Below are 21,796 nucleotides of genomic sequence, written 5' to 3'. Positions count from 1 at the left end.
TCTCTGGTTAAGCCGCCGTGTCGAGTTGGGCGTAGCGCAGCAGGTGATAGGCGGGATCACCGAACTGGATGTTGATGGACGAAATCCGCTTGAAGTAATGACCGATATTGAGCTCATCGGTCATGCCCATGCCGCCATGGAGCTGCACCGCCTGGTCGGCCACGAACCTGCCCGCATAACCGATCTTCGACTTGGCGCCGGACGCGAGCCGCGCGACGCCGGCTTCGCCTGTGTTAAGGCTGAGATTGAGGTGCTGCATCAGCGAGAGTGCCTCCTGATGCGCGATGAACATGTCGACCATCCGGTGCTGCAACACCTGAAAAGAGCCGATCGTGGTGCCGAACTGCTTCCGGGTCTTGGAATACTCCAGCGTCGCGGAATTGAGTTCGCTCATCGCACCAACGGCTTCGGCGCAAAGCGCGCCGATCGCGCGGTCGCGGCAAGCTTCCAGCGCGGGGACGCCCTCGCCCTCTCTACCGAGCAATTGTCCTCGGACACCGCGCAGGCTGATCTCGGCGGCACGACGACCATCGATGGTCTTGAAGCTCTGCAGGTCGAGATTGGCTGCGCGGCGATCGATGACGAACAGGCTGACGCCGCCGCGGTCGTGGCGATGACCGGAGGTGCGGGCGGACACGATCAGATAGTCGGCCCATGGCGCGGCGATCACGGCGCTCTTGTCACCAGTGAGGACATAATCTTCTCCATCTCGGAGCGCGCCAGTCGTGACGTTGACGAAATCGAACCGCGAGCTTTTTTCGGTCCAGGCCAAGGTCCAGATCTTGGTTCCCGCGATGATGTCCGGGATACACGCCTGCTTCTGGGCCTCAGACCCCAGCTGCTCGATTAGCCCACCGGCAAGCACGACCGTCTCAACGAATGGCTCGACCACGAGATGGCGGCCAAACTCCTCCATGATGAGCATGGTCGACAGCGGACCGCCGCCGAGTCCGCCGGTGTCCTCCGAGAAGGGCGCGGCAAGCAAACCGAGTTCAGCAAAGGCCCGCCACTGCCTGCGGCTGAGCCCATCCTCGCTGCCAAGAATCTTGCGGCGAGCCTCGAAATCATATTGGTCCCGCAACAAGCGCTGGACGCTGGACCGCAACAATTCCTGCTCTTCCGTGAACTGGATATCCATCCGATCCTCTTGTTGCGTCGTTGCTAGAGACCGAGCACTGCCTTGGCGATGATGTTGCGCTGGATCTCGTTTGATCCGCCGTAGATGCTGAGCTTGCGGGAGTTAAGATATTTTTCTGAAGCTGTGTGACCGTAGTCCGGTCCGGGCATGAAATGGTTGGCGCTGACCGGATGCTCACGGATCGCCAGGCCGTAGTTGCCGATGGCGCGGTGGGTCAGTTCCGTGATGTTCTGGAAAATCTCCGTGCCCCGGATCTTGAACAGCGATGCCGCCGGTCCCGGATCGATGCCGCGCGCCATCTGCGCCACAACCCGCAGCTCGGTCGCTTCCAGGGCCAGAACGTCGAGCTCGACCCGCGCGATGTCCCGCAGGAATTCGAGGTGGGCCGGATCATCCGCTGCAATCTCGGCCTTCACGATCTTTTTCAGCTTGTCGATGTAACGCGTCGAGCGGCCGATCCCGGCCATGCTGGTGCGCTCATTGCCGAGCAGGAATTTGGCGTAGGTCCAGCCCTTGTTTTCCTCGCCGATCAGGTTCTCGACCGGCACCCGAACGTCTTCGAGAAAAACGTCGTTGACCTCGTGGGAGCCATCGATGGTGATGATCGGGCGTACGGTGACGCCCGGCGACTTCATGTCGATCAGCAGGAACGAAATGCCAGATTGTGGCCTGGCGGTCGGATCGGTGCGGACGAGACAGAAGATCCAGTCGGCGTGCTGCGCGAGCGTGGTCCAGGTCTTGTGCCCGTTGATGATGTAGTGGTCGCCATCACGCACCGCCTTGGTGCGGACGGTGGCAAGATCGGAGCCGGAGCCAGGCTCGGAATAGCCCTGGCACCACCAGTCCTCACCAGAGAGAATACGGGGCAAGAACTTTCTCTTCTGCGCCTCGTTGCCGAACGTGTAGATGACCGGGCCGACCATGGTGACGCTGAACGCCAGTGGCGGCAGCGTACCGGCGCGGCTAGTCTCCTGTTCGAAGATGAATCTGCGGGTGATCGACCAGCCGGGTCCGCCATATTCCTTCGGCCAGAGCGGCGCGATCCAACCCTTCCTATGCAGGATGCGATGCCACAGCAGCATCTGCTCCTTGGAGAGATCGGTCTCCGGATTGGGAACACGCATCTCCTCCGGATAGTTCTCCGCGATGAAGGCGCGGATTTCGTCACGAAAGGCAGCATCCTCCGCCGACAGCGCCAGCTCCATCGAACGCGCTCCCTACCACTTCTCGCCGAAGGGACGGATTTCCAGCTCGAACGTCCAGGCGCTCTTCGGCTGCTGGTAAAGTTGCCAATAGGACGCGGCGACTGATGCCGGTGGCATCAGCAGATCCGGGTTGTCCAACGCGTCGGGGCCGAGCGCTTCGATGCGGCGCTGCCGCACCCATTCCGTATCGACGCCGGAATCGATGATGAGGTGCGCGACATGGATGTTCTTCGGCCCCAATTCGCGCGCCATCGCCTGCGCCACCGCGCGCAGGCCGAACTTGGCGCTGGCGAATGCCGCGTAGCCGCTGCCGCCGCGCAGGGATGCCGTGGCGCCGGTGAAGAAGATGTTGCCGCCCCCGCGCGACAGCATCAGCCGTGCCGCCTCGCGGCCCGCGAGAAAACCGGAATAGCAGGCCATCTCCCAGACCTTCCGGAACACGCGCTCGGTGGTTTCCAGAATGGGGAAGTTGACATTGGCGCCGATGTTGAAGATGCAGACTTCCAGCGGCGCATGCTTGTCGGCCTCATTGAGGAACGAGGTGATCTCCTCCTCTTTGCGCGCATCGAGGGAGCGGGCATGGATCTCGCCACCTGCAGCCTCGATCTCCTTGACCAGCGGCGCGAGCTTGTCGCCATTACGGCGGCCCGCAAAAATCGTAAATCCTTCGGAAGCGAATTTCTTGGCGATCTCGCTGCCAATAAAGTCGCCGGCACCAATGACAGCGACAGTCGCGTTTCTCTTCTGCATGGTCCTACTCCGGCCTCAAATTTGAGTGAACTCTCGAACGGAACATCAGCCTTCGCTGCGCGGCGACGCCGCCAGTTTGTGTTTCGGGCGCTTGCCCGTCGACGTCGCAGGGAGAGCGTCCATCAGGATGATCTCGATCTTTTGTAAGCGTCCAGGTGTCGGCGATTCACGCCGTCTTGCGCTGGGCGCCATTCAACTGCACCACAATCTCTTCCTCGACATTGGGCAGGCTATCCTTCCCGAAGAAGATTTCTTTGCCGACGAAAAAAGTCGGCGAGCCGAACGTGCCGCGAGCCACGGCATCGCTGGTGTTCTCAATCAGCTTCTTCTTGACGTCATCCTGCTGCACGCGTGCGATGAGGCGATCGATGTCGACACCGGATGACATGAAGGCGGCGCGGAAGATTTGGGGATCATCCATCTTCTTCGGCTCGACCCACATGTGGTGGTAGGCGGCGCGGAAATAGGGATCGAACAGACCTTCGAACTGGGCGGCGACCACGCCGCGCATCAACATCAATGTGTTCACCGGGAAGAACGGGTTCGCCTTGAATTTCGTGACGTTATGCCGGCGCAGGAAACGCTCTGTCTCGAGGGCGTTGTATTCGGGCTTGTTCTTGATTCCGTGCAGGGATTCGGCTGGCGACATGTTGCCTGTCGCCTTGTAGACGCCGCCGAGTAGCACCGGAACATAGTCGAACTTCACGCCGGTGCGCTGCTCGATCTCTGGCAAAGCAAGTTCGGCCAGATACGCATTGGGGCTGCCGAAATCGAAGTGGAATTCGACCTTGAGCGGTGCAGCCATGGGCGCTTCTCCCCTTCCAATTGGTTGCAGGCGCGCGAGTTGGCCCCGGCGGCCGTGCTGAAGTCTTAAAGTTCTATTTTAGAACCGTCAACCCGAAACTGATCAATCTTGATAAAAATGCCCTTCAATCATTGAAGCCTTGCGAGTTCTGAATTAGAATTGTTAATCATTTTCTTTGGCAGAGCATTGGAGACATTGATGAAATGGGACTCGCTCGAGGACGAACCGTGTTCGCTGGCCCGCACCGTGGCGGTGATCGGCGACCGCTGGAGTCTGCTCATCCTGCGCGAATGTTTTCTTCGCATCCGCAGGTTCGATGAATTCCAGGCATCGCTCGAAATTACTCGGCATCTGCTCGCCGACCGGCTCAAGAAGCTGGTGCGTTTCGGCGTGCTGCGTCGGATTCCCTATCAGGAATCGCCAAAGCGCTACGAATACATTCTGACGCAGAAGGGGCTCGACCTCTATCCGATCATCATGTCGATCGTGCACTGGGGCAACATCCACATGGTGGATTCACGCGGTCGACCAATGCTGCATCAGCACAAGAGCTGCGGAAAGATGTTCGACCCCGTGATGGTTTGCTCGGAATGCGGCGAGCCGCTCAGCGCCAAGGCGGTCCACGTACATCCGGGTCCGGGCGCGCGACGTCCTTCACCGGTGCTCGAGCAGCGAACCAAGCGAGGTCTTGAATCGCGTTAAGCTGGTGGCTAGAGCGTTGCTGCGGTCGGAGCATAAATCACGTGCTGGTTGAGCCCGACTCGCCGCGAGCAACTAGCATAGGCTTGCAATCGCAACCAGCCCACAACCAAGTCGCTTGCGACAAACAGAACCGGCGCAATGGCCGCCGTTAGTCCTGTCGATGAGCCCCGCACCGGCCCGTTTGCAACAGGAGCTGCGAGATCGCGTTGGCCCACCAGCGCTCCGGTGCGGTCCAGAACCGCGAGCCGCGAGATAGGCTGACCTGATGCCGATCTCCATTCCGCTTCGTCGTATTCCCACGTCAAACGATAACCGGAGCTCATCGTGCGCCAGTGCGAAGAGCTTCGACCAGAATCGAGAAGGCAGGCGTCGGCTGTCGCCGGCTTGGGTAATACAGGTGGTAGCCCGCAAACGGCGCGCACCAGTCGTCGAGCACCTGGACTAGGCTAGGCTTTCTCCCTCCAAAAGCACGATGACTCGTTGCGGCAAAGGCAGTTTCTGAAGTATCGCCTTCGCCGCTACGGCGTCTGGCGGCGAGACTATCGCGCCGAGAGCGAAGCAGGCTCCCCATGGGAGGGTCGGTTGCACCAAGTGCGCCACCACTCCGACGACCAGCGTCGTAAAAAAACAACGGCTCCCACAGCAAGTTGCATTATGATTCTTATGTCCGCGCGGAAATCCCGCCAGGCGGTGAACCATGCGCTGGCCATCAACAACGGCGGCAGGAAAAGGACCATGACGAGATCGGGATCGAGTTCGATGTTTGGAGTTCCCGGGATCATGGCAAGACCGATCCCACCAACGATAAGCGCCGCGGCACGAGGACGTTGAAGCCGCTGCGCGAGCATTTCAAGGACAACGATCATAGCGATGAGCAAGAGCACGATCTCGAAGCGAGTGACGGAGGACATGTCTTCCTTGTCTGGACTTGCCCATCAACAGGCTTGATTGAGCAGTCATTGAGACTGGGACGGGCTCGGCCTGATCCCAGAGGAGCCGGCGAGAGCTTTTGCCCGTTGTGTCTCGTCTAGTGGGCAAAAGTGTCTCAGCCTGCCCAACAGCGGCTGCGTCGCGAACATAGCGCGCTTTTGAGTCTACCCCAGTTTGAAAAAGCGAAATCTGCGTTCCACTTTGCACGACACAGAGGATCAAGTCGTGCGACTACCGCGTTTGGTCCCAAAGCGATATGCGGCAAGCAGTCGGAGCGTCATGGTGGGCGCTCCCGGAAGAGCCGAGTCGATTCGGGATCGCCTGATCTCATCGAGATGGGAAAAGGCGGACAATGACGATCTCGATGCCGCAGTGCCCGAAGGTGAATCGGGCGATCTTTTCAGCTAGGGCACCGGCTGCTTCGATATTCTCGAAGCCGCTGATGGGAACTGGTTCGCGGCGCGAGAAAGAATCGCGGACCCCGTCGAAGTGGGTTTGGATGTTTGCCCTGAGCATGATCTCCTCTAGCGCATGGGCGGATTCGATCTGCCCCTCGCCGCCGCCCTATGCGCTGCTGCGTCAGGATGAAGACTACAGCTATCTTCGTGACCCCGGGTGCAAACGCGATTTCTTAGACCCCATCAAGTTCATTTCTTTGAGTCCTCAAAAAGACCAGTATCTAACCCTGGGCGGTGAAGTTCGGGAGTGGTACGAGGTATTTAGGAACGCCAATTGGGGGGTGGGGCCACAAGATCGCGACGGTTACCTCCTTCAGCGCATTTCAACTTACTCGGATTGGCATCTAGGAGACGGGATCCGGCTCTTCGGGCAACTTTCCAGCGCGACATTAGATGGACGCAACGGCGGGCCCCGCCCGGTGGATGAGGCTCAACTGTGGCTGGAACAGGCGTTTGCCCAGTTCGACGTACCGGCCTTCTCGAGCGCGGATATTACGGTCCGCCTTGGGCGGCAGGAGTTTCGATTCGGCTCTGGTAGATTCGTGGACGTGCGCGATGGACCGAACGTCCGGCGGGCATTCGATGGAGTCTCGGCTGTCTTGGATGTCGGCGGTTGGCACGCAACCGCGCTCGTCACCCGACCGGTACTGAACCGACCGTCCATGTTCGACGATCCGTCGGACACGCGCACGACGTTTTGGGGCCTCTACGCGACTAAGGCGGTCTCTTCGATGGGTGGCGGCGTCGATCTGTATTATCTGGGCATCAACAATCGCCAAGCTACCTTTGATCGCGGTACGGGAGACCAGCAGCGTCATACATTCGGCGCGCGGGCTTTCGGGTCGAAGGGAAACTGGGATTACGACTGGGAATTGACATATCAGGCCGGCAGTTTTGCGGGTCTTCCGTTAAGCGCCTATTCTTTCGCCACAGAAACGGGCTACACCTTCAAGTCCATACCTTCCGCGCCTCGCGTAAGTCTGAAGGCGGCGGCGACGAGCGGTGACGGCGGCCCGGCAAGCGGTACATTCGGAACGTTTAGCGCTCTATTCCCCACTGGAATCTACTTCGGTCAAGCTGCAATCGGCTTGAACGGCGCTCCCAATCTGTTGGCGCTGGGCGCCACGTTCAAGGCCAATCTATCGGACTCAATTCAACTGGGAATTGGCTACGACCTGTTCTGGAGAAATAGTCTACACGACGGCGTCTACGGGTTAGCCGGCAATTTGCTTCGGACGGGACAGGAGAGCCGCGAGCGCTACATCGGAGACCAGCTTTCGGCGTCGATCGTTTGGCGAGCCACCCGGCACGTAGACGTTTCGCTGGCCTATGCCTACTTTTTCGTTGGACCGTTTCTGACCGCGAGCGCGATCCCCGGTCGCGACGTCCAATATGGCTCGGCCTACGTGAGATTTAAGTTCTGAAAGAAACTCAGGCCAATCGCTGTGCTGCTCCGATGCCGACGTAGTGGCCGGCACAACGACTTCGTTGTCCCGCTCCTCGACCAGCCTTACGGAAGACTTTGATTACGCCGCGCATTGGAGAGGAGTTTCTCCACTGAAACCATCAAAGTTCACGGAGGTTAGTAGTGACAAAAAGTTGCCCTGTTCTTACGCCGGCTGAAAGAAAGGCCGTCGACGTAATCAAACGTGCGGACACGGCGTTGGCTGCTGCGGTCTCTCTGGCTTTGGAAGAGGCGGTCAAACAGGCTACCGAAGACATGCGAGCAATCGATCAGGTAGACGCCACGCCGGTGCTGGAATATTTTGCAGGCGTCGTTCATCAGCGAATGTATTGCCTGATGTGCGGTGCAGATCCGGACACTTTTGAAGGAGGCGATCCGGATATTGCCTACCACGTCATCCGAAACATTCAGAATATCGCCAGGCATTATTGGTCTGCGGACATCGAGCCCTACCCACCCAAGTAGTAAGGGGCTGTCTTATGGCAACCGGCGCAGGCTGTTCCAGGCGCGGCTGGATCCGGATGAGCAAGACCAGCAGTGACGGGCGCGGGCCAGCGTACGGTCATGACTGTGCACTCTGCTAGAACTGACGTCAGAAGCTCGAAAGGGTTGGGTCCAAGTCCGCCGCCACCAGCCTCCACCGGTTCATCACCTGTCAGGGCATGGCCGCCCGCGTCGATACGGACTGAAAACGGGCTCTGCCCGGCTTCCGAGACTTTTACTTGAATGCGCAGTCCTGCCATTGAGACCTTGGTTGGATGTCGGCGAGAGTTCGACCGGCCGCCTTGGCGGCGTGCTCCGTCGCGGATCGACGTTCGTTTCATCGGCTACCCACGCCTCATCGGAAGGTCGGTATCGGCCCGTCCGGCAGCGGAATGAACTCGACATTGTCGGCGTCGGGAAGCTTCATTCTTCCCGCCTTCCAATCCGAGGCCGCCTGCGCGAGGCGATCCTTCGAGGATGATACGAAATTCCAGTAGATATACCGTTCGCCGACGGGCTCTCCTCCCAAGACCATCACTGAAGACTGCTCCAGGGCGAGCACGCGGGAGGCGACGGAAGCCAGCACCAGCATCTTGCCTGCCTCGTAGCGCTTACCATCCAGTTCCACCGCCCCTGTAGCGATGTACAGGGCGCGCTCTCTGTGCCCGCCCGGTATCTCGGCGGTCGCGCCGCTCGCCATATTGAGATGAGCGTAAAACAGCGGCGAATGCGTCGTGGCACTCGCCGTCAGACCATAGGCGCTGCCGGCGATGAGTTGGCCTACCACGCCTGCTTCGTTCCATTGGGGAAGGTCCCCTCCGGAATAGTTGGAGAAGGAAGGCGCGGTCTCTTCATGTTCGGTCGGTAGCGCGACCCAGGCCTGGACGCCGTGTAAATGATCACCTTGCAGTCTCGCCCGCTCGAGCCGCTCGCTGTGGGTAATGCCTCGACCTGCGGTCATCCAGTTAACCTCTTGCGGACGGATAGCTTGCTCGTAGCCGAGGCTGTCGCGGTGCATCACTTCGCCCGCGAACAGATAGGTGACGGTCGAGAGTCCGATGTGCGGATGTGGGCGGACGTCGAGGCTACGATCGACACCGGGCGCAAGATCGAGCGGTCCCATATGATCGAAGAAGACGAAGGGACCGACCATGCGACGCTTGGCGATCGGAAGCACGCGGCCGACTTCAAATCCGCCGCCGAGGTCGCGGCGCCTCTGTTCGATGACCATTTCAATCATGTTGAACAACCTTATCGCGTTCAGACGCTCTCGATCCGCTCCCTCCGTGCGGACAGTTTCTTGTTCTCGCTCGCATTGAAGTTCCCTCTTTCGCGACTCGAATGAAGATCAAAGGCCGACGCGGCTCTACGACGCGCATCGAGTTCGGAGTCGGTTTTCTCGTGAACATCGACGAGCATCTGCTCGGCATCTTACCCGATCGCCGAGCGAGTCGGCGCCGGATACCGCTCAGCGAGCTCGATTATGCGCGCGGCGACCGACGACGACGATTCGTTCAGTTGGACGCCTCTCATTTTTTTTGCGACGATATCAAGGGATTTGCCGTAGAGCTTGCGCTGCTGAGGCGTCATGGCATTCGCCTTTCGTGTCAATGCTGCTGCCGTCGCCGCGCCGTTCATGTCGCCCGTGGCTGCGACCAGAACTTCGATGCCAAAAGGCTTGAGTTCGGCGCGATAGACCGCTGAGAACACCTCGATGGCCGCCTGCGAAGCTCCCGACGCGCCCCCGAACGGCAATGGCACGCTCGCCAACCATGTGCTCACTTGAACGATGCGCCCGCGCGACTTCCGTAAGGCCGGCAAGAACGCGTTCGTCACCGAGATGGTGCCGAACACGTTGACCTCGAATTCATGGCGGATGTCGTCGAGTTCGAGGAGCTCGATCGGGCCCTGAGCGAGAAGTCCGCCGTTGTTGATCAGGAGGTCAAGGCCGGCATGGCCCAGTGCATCGCTCACGCCGCAAGCCCATGCTTCCACGGCGACCGTCTCGGTGAGGTCGCAGGCCGTCAGACTGACCCGACCGCCGGACGCATTCTTGATCTCTCTAGCCTCCGCAGCGGACATTGCTGTCCCGAAGACCATGTATTTCCTTGCGGCGAGTCCAAGCGCGATGTCGCGGCCGAGACCAGCGCCGGCGTTCGTCACGACGACGGACCTGCCCGATCGTGGCGGGACGGATACCATCATGTGTTATCCTTCCGACGATCGAAAGTGCTTTTGCTGTGTCCTGTCGCCGCCCGGACCGCCGGCGCGACCTCGTTACCCAGCAGTTCGATCGAGCGGTTCATCGCTGCGGTTTCAAGCGAAGCAGTGCTCATCTGGAAGGTAATGCGGGAGAGTCCCCCAAGAAGTTCGTTGGCGCGAAGCATTTTGGCTGCGACTGCCGCCGGATCGCCGACGAGAAAGGCCCCCTCGGGACCGGCCATGACGTCGAATTGCCGTCGGTTCGGCGGCGACCAACCGCGCTCGCGGCCGATCTTCGCGGTCAGGTGCGCCCATCCCGGGAAGAAGGCGTCTCTGACGGCGGCGACGGTCTCTCCGACGAAGCCCATGGCGTGCACGCCTACCGACAGTTGCTTAGGATCATGGCCTGCGCGCAGGCCGGTCTCGCGATAGAGATCGACGAGAGGACGGAACCGTTCGAAGCTGCCGCCTATGATCGCGACCATCAACGGAAGGCCAAGCTCGCCGGCTCGCGCGAAGGATTGCGGCGTGCCGCCGACGCCGATCCAGAGCGGAAGTTGCGACTGATGCGGGCGTGGGAAGATGCTTTGGCTATGGAGCGCCGGCCGGAAGCGCCCCTTCCAGGTGATGTTGGTCGATTCGCGGAGCTTGAGAAATAGATCGAGTTTCTCGGCGAAGAGCTCGTCATACGCCATGGTGTCGAGGCCAAACAGCGGGAAGGCCTCACCGAACGAACCGCGACCGACGACGATCTCCGCCCGGCCGCCGGCGATCAAATCGAGTGTCGCGAACTCCTGGAACACGCGCACCGGGTCGGCCGCGCTCAAGACGGTCACGGCGCTCGTCAAGCGGATCTGACTGGTGCGGGCTGCCGCCGCGGCCAAGATGACCGCGGGAGCGGAATCCAGGAACTCTGCGCGATGGTGCTCGCCGACACCGAATACATCGAGTCCGGCCCGGTCGGCGACCTCGACCTCCGCGATGAGGTCTGCCATGCGATCGGTGCCGGATGGAAGCTTGCCCGTCGCCGGATCGGGAAGCATGGCCGCGAAGCTGTCGATACCGATTTCCATGGGAAGCCTTGCGAGCAGTTAAGGTTGGCGAGATCCCTCGTCGGGATCGAACATCGAAGCGCCCCCGATCGTCGCGGTTGCCGGCACATCGTTCTGTAGAACGTCCCAATGCTCGGCCAGTTTGCCGCCTTCGATCCGGAAGAGATCGACTACGACCTGCGGCACGTCTGCCCAACCTCGGATTCGACCGTGGATCGCGACGAAATTGCCTTCGGCGACCATCAGGCCAGGCGCGTAGTATACGTCGCGCGACAGATTAGCGACGAGCGCCTTCAAGGCGTCTCGGCCTTGTGGGATGCCGGGATTGTGCTGGATGTAGGCTGGAGCATAGAGCCGCTCGACAGACGCTGCGTCTCGACGCTGGAATAGAGATGTCATCGCATCGAGGACCAGCGCCTTGTTTCGCTGGGGCCGATCGTCGGCGACGCGGTCGGGCGGCCGGGTGACAACCAAAGGCCCTGTCATTCGCATGAATTGACCACTCGGCAACGTAGCGAATGAAAGGACTTGGCAGCGGTCGAAGTCCGCCCCTCTTTGATTTCGAACGTCAATTGCGTCGCGGACAGCAACGTCAGGCTGACTTTGAAATTCCGATAGGACACATCCATTTGCAGTCCAACCAGGTAGTGTTCGGCCACCATTTTGAGCCTTCCTTGCGGGTCGATTGATACACAAACATTCGGCCGATCGCGCCGCGACGTCCTCCGCGGATGAACAGTGAAAGGCGGCTGGAAATGGATCAGTTACGTTGCCCGATTCGAGCGAGGTCGCTGTAGGCTCAACCCCCGCTGAAAGCGGTTCGGTTCCCAGTTTTCCGGAAAGAGGGGATGACAAGACTAGCCCAGCGGACACCCTTCACAATGCATCGTCCGGACGCCCGTCACCCCCCTTCAATTCACTTCGCTGCGCTTGGTACCGGAGTATTGAGCAATTGCTGTTCCCACATATAAGCGATACCGCTGCCGGCGAAGTGCTGGATGAGAATCTCGGTCAGCTCCTCGACATGCTCGGTGCGCGCCCAATCGCGTTGCCATTCGCCAGCGAGCGCCATCACGGTCATCACGTTCGCGCCGGCCGCGATCATTCGCTGGATGGCAACTTCGTGAGACTCCTTCGAAATCCCGCCCGACGCGTCGGTGATCACGGTCACGTCCCAGCCTTCGCCGGCGGCCTGAATGACAGGCATTGCGACGCAGACCTCGGTCCACAGACCCGCGATGATCAGCTGCTTGCGGCCGGTCGCCTTGACGACGTTCACCACATTCTTGTCCTGCCAGGTGTTCACCCAGGTGCGATCGATGACTTCCTCTTCCGGAAATACGTCGGTGATCTGCTTAAAGAGAAGTCCACCGCGCGCCGCGATCACGCTGGTGAGAATGGTCGGAACATTGAATGCTTTTGCTAACTTCGCCAGCGCGGTCGTGTTGTTGACCACAGCTTGCGGATCGTGGCTGTTCAGGTTCGTGAGCTGATAGGGCTGGTGATCGATCAGAACGAGTACCGAGTCCTCGGGACGAAGAAGCGACGCAAGGCCGTTGCGAAAGGTCATGAATATCCTCTGCTGCCGTTAGATGAGGCTGATTTGTGGGAGACATCCGCCGACTGCGACGATGTCTGCGTGGACACTGCCATTCCCATTTGCGATACGGTAGCGCTCGCCCTCCCCACACTGTGTCGCAAAAGCAGGAACGCTAAAATTGGACATTGAAGAACTGCGAACATTCGTAGAGGTCGCTGACGCCGGCGGAGTATCATCTGCTGCGCGCCGGCTCGGGGTCTCCAAGTCGATCGTTAGTCGGCAACTCGCTCGGCTCGAAGCAGAGCTCGGCGTCCAGTTGCTTGCACGAACCACTCGCGGCGCCGTACTCACAGAGGCGGGTTCCACATTCCGAGATCACGCCGCCAGAGTCTGCGCCGAGATCGATGTTGCCAAGGAAACGATCCTACCCGCGGGTGATCTTCGCGGCCGCTTGCGGATTGCTGCACCACTTACCTTTGGCCCGACTCATCTTGCTCCGGTGCTCGCCGAAATGGCGCGACGTTATCCTCAGCTTGGCATCCACACCTGCTACACTGATCGCTTCGTAGATCTCATCGCAGAGGGTTATGATTGTGCGATACGGCTTGGCCATCTTCCGGACTCTAACCTGATCGCAAGGCGCGTCGGACCGATCTATGGGAGATTAGTTGCGAGTCCGGAGTATATCAAAGCGCACGGATCGCCTGAGACACCGGATGAACTCCTCACGCATCAGGCTCTCATGCAGGGCACTGAAACCTGGCAGTTCATGGATGGTGAACAAACCGTCACGGTTCGACCGCAGGGGCGCTTCAAAGCCGACAACGGCACAGCTCTGGTCACTGCCGCCATAGCAGGACTCGGCATCGCTTATCTCCCCGAGGGCCTGATCCATGAGCATCTGGCCTCTGGCACGCTTGTTGCGGTCATGACCCGGCACCCGATACGTCCGGCGGGTGTATTTGTCGTCCGGCCACCAGGCCAGCATCCCGCTCGCAAGATAAGAATCCTCACCGAAATGCTGATCGAGTGTTTCGGAAAAGCTCCGGACGTTGTCGGCACTGCACCTGTCTGAGTGGAGCACTGGCGCGCCATACGGGCGCTGATCGACAGCGGCCAGGCTGAACGCGCGCTCAGCGCCGGCGACACGGCCCCTGACTTCGAGCTCGAGGATGCCAACGGTAATTCGGTCAGCTCGCGCAAGCTGGTAGCCGAGGGAACGCTTGTCCTGACCTTCTATCGCGGTGTCTGTTGCCCGTATTGCAACTACGACCTCCAGGCGCTCGAAGACGTGCGCACCCTGATCGAGGACCGGGGCGCACGCTTGGTCGCGATATCTCCGCAGACTCTGGCCAACAGCCGCGAATCCCAACGTGATAACAAGCTCGGCTTCCCCATTCTGAGCGATGCCGGTGCGCACGTGGCGGATCGTTTCGGACTGCGCTTCGAACTCCCGGCCGATCTGATCGAGGTCTACAAACAGTTCGGCAACGACCTGCCGATGATCAATGCTAACCCGCAATGGGTGCTGCCGATGCCGGCGCGGTACGTCATCGGAGCCAACGGTGTCATCGCCTATGCCGAAGTGAACCCCGACTACACGCACCGCCCGGACCGTCCGAGCTGCTGCCGGTACTTGATCAGCTCCGCAATGATCGGCCGGCATAGGCCAGGCCGAAAGCATCGGGTGCTCCCGTTAGCGGGCGCCCGCTTGTCATCCTTGCTGAAGATTCCAAAACTGAGGAGGTTTTATCCTATGCCTATCAAGATTTACGGCGATCCCGGTTCGGACAGCCTGCGCCGTGTCACTTCTGCCGCAGCGATCATGGGGACCGCGATCGAACGCGTGAACGTGGATCTCTTCAAGGGCGAAAGCCGCACGCCCGAGTTCCTGGCACTGAACCCGCACGGCCTCACGCCCGTGATGGTTGACGATGAGACGGTGCTCTACGAAGCGTCCGCGATCAACATCTACCTTGCCGAGAAAGCCGGTTCCGATCTCCTCGGCGCAAACGACCAGGAGCGCCATCAGGTGCTCCAGTGGATGTTCTGGTCTGGTGAGCAATGGCGGGTCTTTTCGGTGCTGCAGTTCAACGAGCGAGTCGGAAATCGCTTCCTCGGCGAAGCCGAGAACAAGAGCATCGTCGACCTTGCGCTTAAGAATATCCGCGCAGCCGCGGCAGTGCTGGACGCGCATCTTGCCGATCGACGCTTCATCGTCGGCGACCATCTGACATTCGCCGGCATCGACATCGCAGCACCTTTTTCGCAGGTGACGCGCAACCACCCACCGTTCGCCGAATTCGGCCACCTCGCAGCTTGGCAGCAGCGATTGCTCGATACGGTGCCGGCCTGGGCAGCTACGAAGCAGGAAGTCGATGTGCGGATGGACGCGGCGCTCGCCGCCGCTGGCATCGAACTCTGACGGCCGACCGAGGGCTCTCGCCGTCGGCATTTTACCGGCGGAGAGCACCTACATCCCAGGATTGCTGACTGGTCGCCGTGCAAGGCCGTGGGTCAGCGGCGAAAAGCTGCGTGTGCTTTATGCTCGGCATCACATCGATCGACCCCATCCAGCACGAGCTGCTTTCGCGAGTTTCGTTTCCGGCGAACGCAAGGAGCCGCCGGATATAGACGTCGATTTCGAGCCTGAGCGGCGCGAGGAAATCATCCAGTGGATATATGAAACCTACGGCCGGCATCGCTCCGCACTAACCGCCGTCGTCACCCGCTACCGCACGCGCGGCGCCGTCGCCGAGGTCGGCAAGGCGCTCGGCCTGCCACACGATCTCACCAAGATGCTGACCGGCCTGGTCTGGGGCTGGTCGGTCGACGGCATCTCGACCGACCAGATCGAAAACCTCAACGCCAAGGACCATCGCCTCCGACTGACGCTGGACCTTGCGCGTCAGCTTATCGGCGCGCCGCGCCATCTTTCCCAGCATCCCGGCGGCTTCGTGCTCACCCAGAAGCGGCTCGACGATCTCGTGCCGATCGAGCCTTGCCCGAATGGAAGACCGCCAGATTATCGAGTGGGACAAATACGATATCGACGCCCTGAAATTCATGAAGGTCGACGTGCTGGGGCTCGGCATGCTCGGCTGCATGAACCGCGCCTTCAGTCTGTTGGAGCAGGACAAGTGCATCAAGGTCACGATGGCCGACCTGCAGGACGATGATCCCGAGGTTTATAAGATGATCCAGCGCGCCGACACGCTCGGCGTCTTCCAAATCGAGTCTCGCGCGCAGATGTCGATGCTGCCGCCGATCGAGCCGAACAAATTCTACGATCTCGTCATCAAGGTGGCGATCGTCAGACCCGGGACGACCGAAACAGACTTTCGCATCTTCTGTCCCGTTGAGTTCTGCGCGAGGCGCGTAGCCAACTAGAGCGGATGGTGAGTTTTGCAGCAGCGTTCGGGCTGACGGCCCTGCGCCCGAAGCACTGTCTCTGCAAAAGCCGCTCGCCGAACGGAGCACTCTAAATTGACGCCTGCGGAGGCCTTCCGGCTTATTCGTCAGTCCTGCCTGCCGATCAGCTTCGGCGTCGGCCCGGCTATCCCAGAACGCCCACTTTCGGCAAAACTCTCGATCAAGGACAGCGCGCCAGCGAATTTGACGATCAACTTTGGCGATCCCCGAAGTCGTCCAACACCGGCTAAGTGTCTCGCTGGGCATCGTGGCGCCCAAGGATGGGTACGCATGACAAGACTGCGAGGACGCCTGCTGCACGATTCGTTTGGCGAAAGCGTGAAGCAGAGCGGAGTCGCAGTTAAGATGCAGCAGGAAATCGAACAGGCGATCGACGGGTGACGCTTCAGCGTTTTCGTCGACGAAACGCGCACGTTCATCAAGCAGAGTTTCACCGTGAACAGCGCGTTCTGATGATCTCCCACAGCAGATGCTCATGCCGATCTCGACCACAGCAGAACACGGCGAAGCCGGCGATGGAAGCGAGAATGAGCTGCGGCTGGGTTTCCTGATTTGCGCGCCGAAGTTCGCCAACCTTCGCCGACGCTTATTCAATGAACATTCGACGACTTCTGCGAAAGGGATCTAAACGATTGAAATGGTTGGCGCTCCCTAGGGGAATCGAACCCCCTGTTTCAGCCTTGAGAGGACGATGGCAAAGCGCTTGAAGAAGTTGCGACTGTTGAGCCAATCACCTCCGAACCGCGAACTGGCAACCGCACCAGTTTCGCACCAGAAACGACCTCGTCGAAACGCAACAAACGCGATCGAACGCAGGCGAAACCGCAGCAAAATCAACGAAGGTGATCGATAGTCTGCCGCTCATAACGGTCTGGTTGCAGGTTCGAGTCCTGCCGGGCCCACCAGCTAAACAATGGCTTAGCTGCTTTTCGCTTCGTATATCGTCGGCCACCGCACCAGAAATACCTTCGCCTTCGTTCGAAAGAAAGGTTTAGCAGTTCCGCAAGTTAGTTCTCCGGCTTCAATCTGGCTACCCTGCTCTGCGTGATCGCAAATTCGGCGGCAATTTCGTACTGCGCGTCGACGCAACCGGTTACATTCCTGGTCAAGAAGGCCGTTGGCCGGCTGAGATCCTGCGAGCAGAACGTGCAGATTTGCGAAGGACAGAGGCGCATCAACACGAGTCCGTGATTGTCGACGAATTGGAATAGATGGGCTTAAGCGTGGTCTGCTCCAATCTCAAAAGCAGAGACGGACTGCTTGCGAGCATCGGCTCCAAGCGCGGCGTCCCGGCATCTACCGTCATAGGACTCGTTAATAGCCAAGGTCCGCAGTTAGACCTTCATCGCAAACTCAACATCCAAAGCATAAGCGCGGCTCTCGCCGGGCAAAAGCACCGATTCGGCTCCATTCACCTTGGCGCTTGTGCAGGGCTCGATCGCAAGCACGCAGGCATGCGGCCGCAAATCGTGCCAGAGCTGAAGATGTGGCAGGGTGCTGACATCAAAGCTGATGGCAATCTCCAGCATCATGCCGCCGTCCATGGTTGTGAGTTTGCATACAGCGGTAGCGCCGCCATTGTCGGCAGGATAACTCACGGATTCGGATGATAACGACACGTCGGGCAGCGCCTTGACCTCCAGCAGGCGCCGAGAGCCAAGGGTCACGGATGATCCCGGCGCGAGAGCGGGGTAGCCGAAATTGAAGTGATAAAGGCTCGCCTGCGGCGTGGGCTGGTTCGAAAGGTTGGTCACCTCGTCGCGAATTCGCAAGACGTTGCCGCCGATTGGCGCCTCGAGCCGACGCCTGAGGCGTAACGCTTCGCCGCCGAACCGGAACTGCATCACCTCACCCTCGCAGAACAGCACGGGCTCGCTTCGATTCCAGTCCTCGCCATGGGCCGTCACGCGCGCGGGGGTGAACGGCAGCCGGCCGTGCATGGGATGACCGGGCACGGGTTGTCGAAAATGGTCGAGCCCGCAGGTGACGAGAAACCCGGAATTGGTGCGGCTGTAGCCGCGCCCCCCATCCTCCTCCGGATGATGCAAATGCGGGCTGCGAAATCCCGCCATGCTCTGCCAGGCGACCGGCAAGCCCTTCCACCAGAGCGGCCCGATGTCGAGCGAGCGGTCGGCAAGCGCCCAGAAATCGAGGCCACCTCCGTTCGTGAAGGCGAGCGCAGAGACGCCGCGCTCGACGCCGTCGTCGAGCACAATGCGGCGAACATTGGCGAATTGCCTGAGATCGCCGAGCTTGACACGTAGATCCTCGCTGATCACGAGGACATCTCGCGCCCGGCTGCAGGCTCGGCCAGATCCAGTCTGCCGAACGCTTCGGGCGGCGCCTCGTTCGCCGCCATCAGCCGCGTCATCAACGCGACGAGGCGCGCCTCCTGCGCTGCGTTCTGCACGGGCTGTTGCTGGCCAGGATCCTTCGCGAGATCATAGAGTCGCGTGTCATTCTCGAGCAGCGCCCCCGGCCCGTAATTGAGATACATCGGCGACCTCTCGATCACCGGGACCTTCAACAGTTTCGCGCCCTTGGTAAAGGGAAAGCCATTCGACAGCGACGCACCGGCCAGCTCCTCCGGCAGGAACGGCGAGCGGATATGCGTCGGCATCACCGTATACTGGAAGATCTCCCGTGTATTCAGGTCGGCGGGAAAACGATGATAAGTGTAGTGCCCGTCGGTGATGTTCACCGCGCCGCCGAAATAGCCGAACAGCGCCGCCTCGCGTAAGGGCTGGCCGGATCGCGCAGCCTTCAGGATCGAGTGGCCCTCCATCTCGCGCGGCGGCGACACGTCGAACAGATCGAGGAATGTCGGCGCGAGATCGATGGACTGGGTGAGTACCCCGCTTCGCGCACCGGGGTGCGCGCGCCGTGGATCGTGCACGAACAATGGAATGTGCACGATCTCTTCATAGAGGTTCATACGGTTCTTGGCCCAGAAATCGTGCTCGCCAAGCAAGAAGCCGTGGTCGGTGGTCACGACAAGGGCGGTGTCCTTCCACATGTCGTGGCGATCGAAATCGTCGAGCAACTGGCCGAGCAGGAAGTCGCACATCGACACGACGGCATAGTAGTTGGCGCGCAGCTCCTCACATTCGGCCGGCAATTCGTCGACCCGGCCATAGCGCGGCCAGTCGCGGATCGGTCCATTCCAGCCGCTGTCGAACGGCGCCTTGAAGCGCGCTGGTGCATGAAAAGGCTCGTGCGGGTCGAAGGTCTCGAGCTGGAGCAGCCAGTTGTCGGCGCTGCGGTTGCGATCGAGAAAGTCGAAGGCGTGCGCGAAGCACTGCACGGACGGAAAGTCCTTCTCCTCCCTGATGAACTCGCGGTTGATGACGTTCTGCGAATGGTATTTCCGTCGCTCGGTGGTGAATTGGCGCGCGTGATACATCTCGCGCAGCCGCTCCCAGTGCGGCTGTACCATCGCTTTCCAGGGATCGCCTTCCTGGCCGCGCACGAATTCATAGCTGTCGTAGCGATTGTGATAGGTCGCGCCGCCGTCCTCCCAATAGTGGAAATGATCGGTGATGAGGTGGCTGTAGACGCCGGCGTGATGCAAAAGCTCCGGCATCGCATTGTCGAACGGCTCGAGCGGGCCCCAGCTCCGGTGCAGAAAGCTGAGCCGGCCGGTGAGGAGATCGCGCCGCGCCGGCATGCAGGGCAGGCTGCCGACATAGTGACGGTCGAAGGTCAGCGTCTTCGCAGCGAGACGATCGAAATTCGGTGTCGGAATCCGGCTGCCGCCATAGGCGCCGAGCAGATGGCGGTTGAGGGAATCGAAGAGAACGAAGACCGTCTTCATGGCATTTCCTTCGTTGATCGGGTCTTATTTCACGGCACCTTGAGTGAGGCCCGCCACGATATAGCGCTGGCCGATGATGAGCAGCACGAGTGCGGGCAGGATCGACAGCGCGGCGGCGGCCGCCATCTGCGTGTAGAGAATCTCGTAGTCTTGGGCGAATTTGGCGATCGCGACCGGAACCGTTGCGGTCTGCTTCATGGTCAGCGTGAGCGCGACGCCAAAGTCGTTCCAGCTGAACACAAAGGTCAGGATCGCGGTCGCGACGAGGCCGGGTGCGATGATCGGCATGACGATCCGCCATAGGAGGATCGGCGTCGTGGCGCCGTCTAGCCGCGCGGCTTCCTCGAGCTCGAGCGGTACGTCGCGTACGAACACGCCCATCAGCCACAACGCCATCGGCAGATTGAGCACGGTGTGTGCGAGCACCACGGCCGTCAGCGTGTTGTCGAGACCGACGGTGCGCATGATGGTGAACCAGGCGCTCGCCAACGCCAGCGGCGGGAACATGTGAAACACCAGCGCCCAGCCGAGGAATATGTGCACGAACCAGCGCGGCCACGACATCCGGTTGAGCGACCATGCCGCCAGCGTGGCGGCGACGAGACAGATCAGCGTGCTCAATGTCCCGACAACGAGCGAGTTGCGATAGTTGACGAGGAAGTCTGAGGTCTTGGAGAACAGCACCTCGTTGAAATTCTTCAGGACCGGGGTGAACCAGAACGCGCCGGAGAGCAGCGAGATCTGGGTGCGGAATCCGGCAGCGACGACCCAGAGGACCGGGATGAGCACAAGCAGGGCCGCCGCGATCAGCAGGGCATGAACAATCAGGGGCCGCGCTCTTGGAGATGTCGTCATTTCGCGGCCCCCATCCGTCCGCGAGCGGCGAAGGCGGCCGACAGCAGAATGCAGGTCATGAATATGATGGCGACCGACATTGCCGAGCCATATCCGGTTTGGTCCTCGCGGAAGAAGCGCTGGTACAGCGTGAAGCTCATGACCTGGGTCGATGTCCCTGGACCGCCGCCTGTCAGCAGATAGACCTCGTCAAAGACCTTGAACGCGAGCACGAGGCGGAAAGCGAACGTCACCATGATGGTCGGCAGCATCATCGGCAGCGTCACGTAGGTGAGCTCCTGCCAACCGCTGGCGCCGTCGATCTGGGCGGCTTCGTAGACATCCTGCGGCAGCGATTGCAGGCCGGCGAGGAATAGCAGGAAGCAGAATGGCGTCCAGTGCCAGATGTCGACGAAGATCACTGAGGCAAGTGCTGTGTTGGCTGAGCCGAGCCAGTTGAGGGGATCGAAGCCGACCAGCTCGACGGCTTGGTTGACCAGGCCGAAGTCGAAGTTGAGCAGGAGCTTCCAGATCGCGCCGACGACGATGCCGGGAACCAGGATCGGCAGGATGAAGATGGTGCGGTAGAGCAAGCGGCCACGTGTCACGCCGGTGCAGAGCAGTGCGAGCACGAAACCGCACAGCATCTGTCCCCCGACGGCAAACAGCGCAAACAGGACCGTGTTGAGAATACCAGCACGGAATAGTGTGTCGCCGGCGAGCGCGCGGTAGTTGTTCAGGCCTGCGACTGCGAAGCTCGAGTGGCCGCCACTCCCGCTCACGGTAAAGAGGCTCGTTGCGAACAGGTTGACCAGTGGCAGCACGCTAAGGGCCAGCAACAGGAGCAGCGCCGGCGACAGCGTCAGCCAGCGCCAGAGCCGCTCGTCGAGGCCGCGCTGGAAATCGGCCGCGATCGGCAGGCCCCTCGGCGCGGCTGGCTCTGGCACCGCCTCGACGTGCGCCGCAGCGCTCGCGGTCGGCTTCAT

Annotated in this window: 21 protein-coding genes and 2 pseudogenes; 8 read left to right on the top strand and 15 right to left on the bottom strand. The window is 60.5% G+C overall.

The features are described from left to right. Positions 1 to 7: 7 nt before the first annotated feature. The 4 genes from YUA_RS0130110 to YUA_RS0130095 all read right to left on the bottom strand — a co-directional run bounded on the left by YUA_RS0130110 (position 8) and on the right by YUA_RS0130095 (position 3,898). The gene (locus tag YUA_RS0130110) at positions 8 to 1,138 is read right to left on the bottom strand and encodes an acyl-CoA dehydrogenase family protein (RefSeq protein WP_027534029.1); all 1,131 of its coding nucleotides are present in this window, start codon (positions 1,136 to 1,138) and stop codon (positions 8 to 10) included. Between the two features lie 23 nt (positions 1,139 to 1,161). Further along, positions 1,162 to 2,343, bottom strand: coding sequence for an acyl-CoA dehydrogenase family protein (locus YUA_RS0130105; protein WP_027534028.1), 1,182 nt, complete (start codon positions 2,341 to 2,343; stop codon positions 1,162 to 1,164). 12 nt (positions 2,344 to 2,355) lie between these two features. Further along, positions 2,356 to 3,093 (bottom strand): SDR family oxidoreductase, encoded by a 738-nt coding sequence (locus YUA_RS0130100; RefSeq protein ID WP_027534027.1) that lies wholly within the window; start codon positions 3,091 to 3,093, stop codon positions 2,356 to 2,358. 166 nt (positions 3,094 to 3,259) lie between these two features. Continuing rightward, the gene (locus YUA_RS0130095) at positions 3,260 to 3,898 is read right to left on the bottom strand and encodes a 2-hydroxychromene-2-carboxylate isomerase (protein WP_027534026.1); all 639 of its coding nucleotides are present in this window, start codon (positions 3,896 to 3,898) and stop codon (positions 3,260 to 3,262) included. 198 nt (positions 3,899 to 4,096) lie between these two features. On the opposite strand from YUA_RS0130095, the gene YUA_RS0130090 reads away from it, so the two are divergent. After that, complete coding sequence (locus YUA_RS0130090) at positions 4,097 to 4,600, top strand: helix-turn-helix domain-containing protein (RefSeq protein ID WP_027534025.1); 504 nt, start codon at positions 4,097 to 4,099, stop codon at positions 4,598 to 4,600. Positions 4,601 to 4,919: 319 nt separating this feature from the next. Here the strand turns inward: YUA_RS0130090 and YUA_RS51950 are convergent. After that, positions 4,920 to 5,045, bottom strand: a pseudogene (locus tag YUA_RS51950) (LysR family transcriptional regulator); the annotation flags it as partial. A 94-nt stretch (positions 5,046 to 5,139) separates the two neighbouring features. After that, positions 5,140 to 5,511 (bottom strand): cation:proton antiporter, encoded by a 372-nt coding sequence (locus tag YUA_RS52385; RefSeq protein WP_027534024.1) that lies wholly within the window; start codon positions 5,509 to 5,511, stop codon positions 5,140 to 5,142. Between the two features lie 371 nt (positions 5,512 to 5,882). On the opposite strand from YUA_RS52385, the gene YUA_RS45495 reads away from it, so the two are divergent. Both YUA_RS45495 and YUA_RS0130070 read left to right on the top strand, forming a co-directional pair. Then, positions 5,883 to 7,412 carry an alginate export family protein gene (locus YUA_RS45495; RefSeq protein WP_084292963.1) on the top strand — a complete coding sequence of 510 codons (1,530 nt, stop codon included), beginning with the start codon at positions 5,883 to 5,885 and terminating at the stop codon, positions 7,410 to 7,412. Between the two features lie 164 nt (positions 7,413 to 7,576). Further along, positions 7,577 to 7,918: a hypothetical protein gene (locus tag YUA_RS0130070; protein WP_027534022.1), complete on the top strand. Its 342-nt coding sequence runs from the start codon at positions 7,577 to 7,579 to the stop codon at positions 7,916 to 7,918. A gap of 373 nt (positions 7,919 to 8,291) precedes the next feature. On the opposite strand, the gene YUA_RS0130065 is transcribed toward YUA_RS0130070, so the two are convergent. From YUA_RS0130065 to YUA_RS0130045, 5 genes are all read right to left on the bottom strand, one after another. Beyond that, the gene (locus YUA_RS0130065; RefSeq protein WP_027534021.1) at positions 8,292 to 9,176 is read right to left on the bottom strand and encodes a pirin family protein; all 885 of its coding nucleotides are present in this window, start codon (positions 9,174 to 9,176) and stop codon (positions 8,292 to 8,294) included. A 191-nt stretch (positions 9,177 to 9,367) separates the two neighbouring features. After that, entirely contained in the window at positions 9,368 to 10,141 is a 774-nt protein-coding gene (locus tag YUA_RS45490) for an SDR family NAD(P)-dependent oxidoreductase (RefSeq protein WP_063627829.1), read from the bottom strand. Then, a complete protein-coding gene (locus YUA_RS45485) occupies positions 10,138 to 11,181 on the bottom strand; it encodes an Atu2307/SP_0267 family LLM class monooxygenase (RefSeq protein ID WP_245285302.1) in 1,044 nt (347 codons plus the stop codon). Before YUA_RS45485 ends, YUA_RS45490 begins: the two co-directional genes overlap by 4 nt. A gap of 48 nt (positions 11,182 to 11,229) precedes the next feature. Further along, positions 11,230 to 11,589, bottom strand: coding sequence for a nuclear transport factor 2 family protein (locus tag YUA_RS0130050; protein ID WP_051383471.1), 360 nt, complete (start codon positions 11,587 to 11,589; stop codon positions 11,230 to 11,232). A 517-nt stretch (positions 11,590 to 12,106) separates the two neighbouring features. Continuing rightward, positions 12,107 to 12,760: a hydrolase gene (locus YUA_RS0130045; protein ID WP_027534019.1), complete on the bottom strand. Its 654-nt coding sequence runs from the start codon at positions 12,758 to 12,760 to the stop codon at positions 12,107 to 12,109. 148 nt (positions 12,761 to 12,908) lie between these two features. On the opposite strand from YUA_RS0130045, the gene YUA_RS48885 reads away from it, so the two are divergent. The 5 genes and pseudogenes from YUA_RS48885 (at position 12,909) to YUA_RS50355 (ending at position 16,790) form a co-directional block, all read left to right on the top strand. Then, a complete protein-coding gene (locus tag YUA_RS48885; RefSeq protein WP_027534018.1) occupies positions 12,909 to 13,805 on the top strand; it encodes a LysR family transcriptional regulator in 897 nt (298 codons plus the stop codon). Continuing rightward, positions 13,806 to 15,155 carry a redoxin domain-containing protein gene (locus YUA_RS51945; protein ID WP_245285292.1) on the top strand — a complete coding sequence of 450 codons (1,350 nt, stop codon included), beginning with the start codon at positions 13,806 to 13,808 and terminating at the stop codon, positions 15,153 to 15,155. A gap of 71 nt (positions 15,156 to 15,226) precedes the next feature. Next, positions 15,227 to 16,069, top strand: a pseudogene (dnaE2, locus tag YUA_RS48875) (error-prone DNA polymerase); the annotation flags it as partial. A gap of 147 nt (positions 16,070 to 16,216) precedes the next feature. Then, entirely contained in the window at positions 16,217 to 16,543 is a 327-nt protein-coding gene (locus YUA_RS50360; protein WP_156947346.1) for a hypothetical protein, read from the top strand. 94 nt (positions 16,544 to 16,637) lie between these two features. Next, positions 16,638 to 16,790, top strand: a complete 153-nt coding sequence (locus YUA_RS50355) for a hypothetical protein (RefSeq protein ID WP_156947344.1) — start codon at positions 16,638 to 16,640, stop codon at positions 16,788 to 16,790. A gap of 706 nt (positions 16,791 to 17,496) precedes the next feature. On the opposite strand, the gene YUA_RS47160 is transcribed toward YUA_RS50355, so the two are convergent. The 4 genes from YUA_RS47160 to YUA_RS0129980 are packed head-to-tail and all read right to left on the bottom strand — an operon-like array spanning position 17,497 to position 21,796. After that, a complete protein-coding gene (locus tag YUA_RS47160) occupies positions 17,497 to 18,441 on the bottom strand; it encodes a DUF4432 family protein (RefSeq protein ID WP_051383463.1) in 945 nt (314 codons plus the stop codon). Beyond that, a complete protein-coding gene (locus YUA_RS45465) occupies positions 18,438 to 19,976 on the bottom strand; it encodes a sulfatase (RefSeq protein WP_035972232.1) in 1,539 nt (512 codons plus the stop codon). The genes YUA_RS47160 and YUA_RS45465 overlap by 4 nt, the downstream gene beginning before the upstream one ends. Positions 19,977 to 20,000: 24 nt before the next feature. Next, positions 20,001 to 20,831 carry a carbohydrate ABC transporter permease gene (locus YUA_RS0129985; protein ID WP_027534013.1) on the bottom strand — a complete coding sequence of 277 codons (831 nt, stop codon included), beginning with the start codon at positions 20,829 to 20,831 and terminating at the stop codon, positions 20,001 to 20,003. After that, complete coding sequence (locus tag YUA_RS0129980; RefSeq protein ID WP_084292961.1) at positions 20,828 to 21,796, bottom strand: carbohydrate ABC transporter permease; 969 nt, start codon at positions 21,794 to 21,796, stop codon at positions 20,828 to 20,830. Before YUA_RS0129980 ends, YUA_RS0129985 begins: the two co-directional genes overlap by 4 nt.

Origin of the sequence: Bradyrhizobium sp. WSM3983, assembly GCF_000473045.1 — a bacterium.
In the GTDB taxonomy this organism is placed as follows: Bacteria; Pseudomonadota; Alphaproteobacteria; order Rhizobiales; family Xanthobacteraceae; genus Bradyrhizobium.
The sequence above is the reverse complement of the archived record's forward strand: the minus strand, read 5'-3'. Positions and strand labels throughout refer to the sequence as shown.